Origin of the sequence: Candidatus Tremblayella phenacoccinincola (assembly GCF_009805595.3) — a bacterium.
GTDB lineage: Bacteria > Pseudomonadota > Gammaproteobacteria > Burkholderiales > Burkholderiaceae > Tremblaya > Tremblaya phenacola_D.
The window spans coordinates 24,396-30,677 of the sequence record NZ_VMQO03000003.1 but is presented as its reverse complement, the minus strand read 5'-3'; the positions used below and the strand labels follow the sequence as shown (position 1 = coordinate 30,677).

Here is a 6,282-nt window from a genome sequence, read left to right as displayed (position 1 = left end):
TTATAGCCTAAACACCAGGTTGTTTTTATTAGAATTGATAAGCTTTTGTTTTTTATGGGGTTTATAGAATTGTTTTTATTTAAACCAGTGAAGGCTATCATTGCGCCATTATCTGAACATAGCTTTATATCTGAAATATAGACAGTTCCTTTTATAGACTTCATTAGGACTTTCATATAGGCTCTCAAGGATTCATTTGCACTTACTCCTCCTACTATTACTAATCTATTAACATTATTAGAAGCTAGTGCTTTATTACATTTATTTACCAATACTTTTATTATTGTATCTTCAAGTGCTTTTGCAATATTCGCTTTTGATTGGGTTGTCTTTATTTCCTTTTTTATTATATTTGTTACTAATGTTTTTAGACCAGAAAAGCTAATGTTTATGGTTGGTTTATTTAGCATTGGATAAGGTAATAGATATTCATTTGGTATTCCAGCTTTTGCTATATTTGATAAAGAAATGCCACTTGGATAACATAATTCTAATAGCTTCGCTGTTTTATCAAATACTTCTCCAACAGAATCATCTATTGTTTTTCCTAGGAGCTTATAGATTCCTAGCTTATCTACTAAAAGTAACTCTGAATGACCTCCAGATACAATAAGCGATATATATGGGAAGTTAATAGAGTTATTTAGCATTGGGGTTAATATGTGGCCTTCTAAATGATTTATTGCTAAAGAAGATATATTTAATGAATAAGCTAAAGCACATCCTATTGTTGTTCCAATAAGCAGTGACCCAAACATTCCAGAACCAGCATCATATGACAACCCAGTTAGACTTTTTATACTTAGTTTAGGTTTTATTATAGCTTTTTTAATTAACTTTATTATTACTTCTAGATGCTTTTTAGATGCTAACTCTGGAACAACTCCGCCATAAGTTATGTGGGCTTTTATTTGATTATATATACAGCTTATTATTAAGTCTTTATTTTGTTCAACTATGGATATTCCAGTGTCATCACAAGAAGTTTCAATACCTAAGAACCGCATATACTCCTCCAGCAGAAAAGGGGTTAACTACTTATCTTCTGGTTTGACCACCTTCTATCCAGCTAGTTAGGGACTCTAGCTTCTATTAAACCTTTTGTTGAAACGTTCTACTCTTCCTGCTGTGTCAAGAACGCGTTGCTTTCCTGTATAGAATGGATGGCATTTATTACAAGCGTCTATAGTTATGTTATTATTTAACGTAGAATGAATACTTATTATATTACCGCAAGAGCAGATAGCTTTTATATTGTTATATTTTGGATGCTTGTGCTTTTTCATGGGGGTCTTCTTCTTATAGGTTTATGGGGGACTTGTTGTGAGCTTATTATGTTTATGAAGCTAGCGGGAATGGTGAAATAGGTAGCCACGCTAGGTTTAGGATCTAGTATCTTATTGGTATACGAGTTCAAGTCTCGTTTCCCGCATATATTTGGAGTATGGCCAAGTGGTAAGGCAGAAGGCTTTGACCCTTCGATCCCAGGTTCGAAACCTGGTACTCCAGCAAAACCCTGGTACCAACTAGCTATTCGACTATGTAGCTCAGTGGTAGAGCGCAACACTCATAACGTTGAGGACGCTGGTTCAAGCCCAGTCATAGTCTATGATTCTGATTCTTTTAATATAAAAGGAGGAGGGTTGTGGGGTTTGAGGGGAAGGTAAGCGAATGAGAATGAGAATGAGGTTGAGATTGAGAATGAGAAAGAGAAAGAGAGAGAGAGAGAGAGTGTTGAGAGTTTGGTTTGGGTTTGGTTAGAGGAGGGGGGGGGAAACTATTCCTCTTGTTAAACCATTAAGTAAAGAATTATAAAAACATTCTACTGCAAATAAATGGTTTTTATATGTTACTAAACCTATATATTACATTGTATTATTTAATAAATTAGTTAAAAGTGAAATGATAAAAGCCTATTGTCCTAAACCTATTGAACAGCTTATAGCTATAAAGTGGGAAGAAAAGGATTATTTTAAGGTATCTGCTGCCATAGATAATGTTGAATATAAAAGCTGTTATTCTATAGTAATACCACCACCAAACGTAACTGGTCTTTTACATTTAGGTCATGGGTTTCAGCAAACAATTATGGACATTCTTATAAGATATCAACGTATGCAAGGAATATCTGTTTTATGGCAAGTAGGCACTGACCATGCGGGAATTGCTACTCAATTATTAGTTGAGCGTGAGTTATATTCTGACTATAAAAGCGTAACTGTTTATATGCGTTGTTGTTTAATAGCTGAGTCTTGGAAATGGGTTTCAAAATATATTAGCATAATATATAACCAAATGCGTCGTTTAGGTAATTCTATTGATTGGGCTCGATCTCGGTTTACTATGGATTCTGACTTTTGCTTTGCTGTAAAAGAAGCATTTATTAAGCTATATGAAAATAGGTTGATATATCGAGATAAATATATGGTAAACTGGGACCCTAAACTACGAACTGCTATTTCTGATTTAGAAGTAGAAGCCCGTAATGTGAAAAGCTTTATGTGGTATCTACGATACCCATTAGAAGTTGGAATTGTATTAGATGGTCTTGATTATTTAGTAGTAACTAACCCACGTCCAGAACTTATATTTGGTGATGCTTGTTTAGTTGTTAACCCAAAAGAATCTAGATATAGAAGCTTAATTAATAAAAGCGTAGACTTACCATTAGTAAAGCGACGTATTCCAGTTATTTCTGATAATTATGTTGCTATGTTTAAAGAAGCAGAATGTATGTCTATTACACCTGCCCATGACTTTAGTGGCTTTCGGATAGGTAAACGTCATTATTTGCCTATGATAGAAATATTTACTAAAGAGTGTTTTATTCGTAAGAAAGGCCTTCTTTTTAGTTGGGCTAAAAGCAGTTACTTTAATAGCATTTATATTCCTAATGTATTCCATGGTTTAGAACGGTTTGTTGCTCGTGAATTGGTTATATCTGAGCTTGAGCGTTTAAGCTTATTAGATAATAAAATAACCTATGCCTCATTAGCTTCTTATGGAGATCGTAGTGGCATTATTATAGAACCTATGGTAACTAATCAATGGTATGTTCGTACTGCTAGCCTAGCTAAAAAAGCTGTAGACTTCGTTAATAAGAACCTGATTAAGATTATCCCAAAACAATATGAGAATATGTTTTTTAGTTGGATGTCTAATATTCAAGACTGGTGCATTTCTAGACAACTATGGTGGGGCCATAGAATTCCTGTTTGGTATGATAATAATGGTTTCTCATACGTTGGTCATAATGAAAAAGAAGTTCGTATAATCTATAGCTTGAAAAATAGCTTCACTCTTAAACAAGAAAGCGATGTATTAGATACCTGGTTTTCTTCAGCATTATGGACGTTTTCTAGTCTTGGCTGGCCTAACTATAATAAAGAACTAAAAGCTTTTCATCCTACTAGTATAATTATTAGTGGCTTTGATATAATATTCTTTTGGATTGCCCGTATGATTATGTTTACTATTTATTTTGTTAAAGCTAATAATGGTAAACCACAACTGCCTTTCAAAACTGTATATATTACTGGTCTAATAAAAGATGAAGCTGGAAATAAGATGTCTAAAAGTAAAGGAAACACTATAGACCCAATAGACTTAATAAATGGTATTTCTCTAAAAGAACTTCTTATAAAAAGAACTAATAATATGATGCATTCTAAACTATATAATGAAGTTACAAAAGCTACTAAAAAGCAGTTTCCTTTTGGAATAAAAGCATATGGCGCTGATGTATTACGTTTTGCTTTAGTGTCTTTAGTTTCTAATAGTCGTTATATGCATTGGGATATGGACAGGTTGGAAGAATATAGAAGCTTTTGTAATAAGTTATGGAATGCTAGTAGGTTTGTTTTAATTAATGTTAAAGATATCCATAGGCATTATGAACATCTCCTAATGAAACAAAGCCTATATTTAACTGATAAATGGCTATTTCATATGCTTAATGAAGCTGTGAAGTCCTTTCGGATATATATAGATAACTATCGATTTGATATAGCTGTTTCCACTTTATGCTTCTTTGTTTGGAATGAGCTTTGTAATTGGTATTTAGAGTTTTCTAAGATAGCTATTTGTTCTGGTAATGCTTTGAAATCTAAAAGCACTTGTTTTACTTTATTGGTAGCTTTAGAATTATTATTGCGTTTAGCTCATCCAATAGTTCCATTTATTACAGAGCTTATCTGGGTTAATATTAGGTCTTTATTAGATAAAAGAACTGAAGATAGTATTGTTATTCAAACTGCTCCATCATATAACAATAACTTTATTGCTAAAAGCTCTTTTGTTTCTATTGAGTGGGTTAAGAAACTAATTACAATGATAAGAACAATAAGAAAGGAATTAGCTATAGCTTGGTTTAATAAAGCTATTCTATTAACAAGACCTATTTCAAATGATTACTATTCTGTATATAAAGAAGTTGTTTCTATATATATCTATTTAGCTAACTTAAATAGTATTTCTATTAGTTCATCTATTGTTAAAGATAAAGCTCCATTATCAGGTTCTAAGATAGCTGATGGTGTATGGCTTATGGTTATTTGAGATGGTTAGGTCTTTTAGAATAAGAAGAACTAACAACAAAGAACTAGCTCTTATTTGGGGGAAACCTTAGGCTATGTTTTAATGTGACTATTCTATTTAATACAATATTTATTTTAGAATAGCAAATACCTCTGACACAATAATAGCCTTCTCTTTCAACTTGAAGACTTTCTCCTAGCTTTGCTTTTAATATATATGCCTCTATTAAGCCTTTGTATATTACTAAGGACTTTGTAGATATGTAGTTTAAAAAACCTATAGAGGCATTTGGGTCTTTTATATTAAATAACTTATCATATATTCTGAACTCTGCCTTTATACAATCTTTTGAAGATACCCAATGGATTACACCTTTTATATGCCTATTGTCTAAAGGTTTTTTATTGAGAGTATATGAATCATAAGTACAATATATATTTGTTACTTCTTTTTTTATATCTTTTTCTATGGCTTCTGCTTTTATTATGTATGCATTTCTTAGTCTAACTTCTTTTCCTAAAGCTAATCTTTTATATTGTTTATGTGGGGTTTCTCTAAAGTCATTCTTATCTATATATATTTCCTTACTAAAAACTAGCTCTCTGTTTCCCAGTTCAGGCTTAGTTGGATGGTTATAGATATTTATTAGTTCTTTATGGGTTTTAGATATGTTTATTATTATTATTTTAATTGGGTTAACTACTGCCATTATTCTTATTGTATTTTCATTTAGCTCTTCGCGGATACATGCTTCTAATACATTAAGTTCAATATTACTGTTTTGTCTAGTTACATTAACTCTCTTGCAAAACTCCCTAATAGATTTAGCAGTATAACCTTTCCTTCTTAAGCCTGAGAGGGTTAATATTCTCGGGTCTTTCCAACCATCAGCTATATGGCCTTTAATTAATATGTTTAGCTTTCTTTTTGATGTTATATTATATTCTACAGCTAAACGGGAAAACTCATATTGTTTAGGCTGAATATCGAAGTTAATATTATTTAATAGCCAAATGTATAGTTGTTTATTATCTTGAAATTCTAAGGTGCATAAAGAATGTGTTATCTTTTCTATAGCATCAGATATACAATGAGTAAAGTCGTACATAGGGTAAATGCACCATTTATTACCTGTATGATAATGCTTTATATATTTAATTCTATATAGTATTGGGTCTCTCATAGTTATATTTGGCGATGTCATGTTTATTTTTACTCTTAAACAAGCTTTACCTTCGTTTGCTTTTCCAGCTTTCATTTTAGTAAATAATATCAAGCTTTCTTTTATATTTCTATTACGGTATGGACTGCTTTTTCCAGGGCTTTTTAGTGTACCTCGAAATAGTTTGATAGCATTATGTGACAAATTATCTACATATGCTAAACCTTTTTTAATAAGATCTATTGCATAGCTATATAGCTTATCGAAGTAGTTTGAAGAATAATGTGCTCTTTCATTCCATTTGAAGCCTAGCCAATTAATATTCTTTTTTATAGACTTCACATATTCTATAGCTTCTTCTGTTGGGTTTGTGTCATCAAATCTTAAGTTACAGACTCCTTTGTAGGTTTCTGCTATTCCAAAGTTTAAACATATAGCTTTTGCATGTCCTAAATGTATATGTCCATTTGGTTCAGGAGGGAACCTTGTATTTATTATCTTGTATTTATTTAGTAAAAGATCTTTATTTATTAGCTTCTTAATAAAGTTAGTAGTGTTTGGTTTATTATTATTCATGACATTGT

4 protein-coding genes and 3 tRNA genes are annotated in these 6,282 nt (G+C 31.6%); 4 read left to right on the top strand and 3 right to left on the bottom strand.

Annotation, left to right across the window (positions count from 1 at the left end; genetic code table 11):
• Positions 1 to 1,007, bottom strand: a 1,007-nt coding sequence (gene tsaD, locus FKM95_RS01015) for a tRNA (adenosine(37)-N6)-threonylcarbamoyltransferase complex transferase subunit TsaD (RefSeq protein WP_226338823.1), incomplete at its 3' end; no start/stop codon positions are given.
• A 75-nt stretch (positions 1,008 to 1,082) separates the two neighbouring features.
• Positions 1,083 to 1,286, bottom strand: a complete 204-nt coding sequence (gene rpmE, locus FKM95_RS01010) for a 50S ribosomal protein L31 (protein ID WP_159128895.1) — start codon at positions 1,284 to 1,286, stop codon at positions 1,083 to 1,085.
• A 63-nt stretch (positions 1,287 to 1,349) separates the two neighbouring features.
• On the opposite strand from rpmE, the gene FKM95_RS01005 reads away from it, so the two are divergent.
• The 4 genes from FKM95_RS01005 to FKM95_RS00990 all read left to right on the top strand — a co-directional run bounded on the left by FKM95_RS01005 (position 1,350) and on the right by FKM95_RS00990 (position 4,557).
• Positions 1,350 to 1,432 (top strand) — tRNA-Leu (locus tag FKM95_RS01005).
• Between the two features lie 6 nt (positions 1,433 to 1,438).
• Positions 1,439 to 1,509, top strand: a tRNA-Gln gene (locus tag FKM95_RS01000).
• 27 nt (positions 1,510 to 1,536) lie between these two features.
• Positions 1,537 to 1,608 (top strand) — tRNA-Met (locus tag FKM95_RS00995).
• Positions 1,609 to 1,902: 294 nt separating this feature from the next.
• On the top strand, positions 1,903 to 4,557 hold the full coding sequence (locus FKM95_RS00990) for a valine--tRNA ligase (RefSeq protein WP_159128894.1): 2,655 nt from the start codon (positions 1,903 to 1,905) through the stop codon (positions 4,555 to 4,557).
• A 43-nt stretch (positions 4,558 to 4,600) separates the two neighbouring features.
• Here the strand turns inward: FKM95_RS00990 and glnS are convergent, their stop codons facing one another.
• On the bottom strand, positions 4,601 to 6,274 hold the full coding sequence (gene glnS / locus FKM95_RS00985; RefSeq protein WP_159128893.1) for a glutamine--tRNA ligase: 1,674 nt from the start codon (positions 6,272 to 6,274) through the stop codon (positions 4,601 to 4,603).
• Between the last annotated feature and the right edge of the window lie 8 nt (positions 6,275 to 6,282).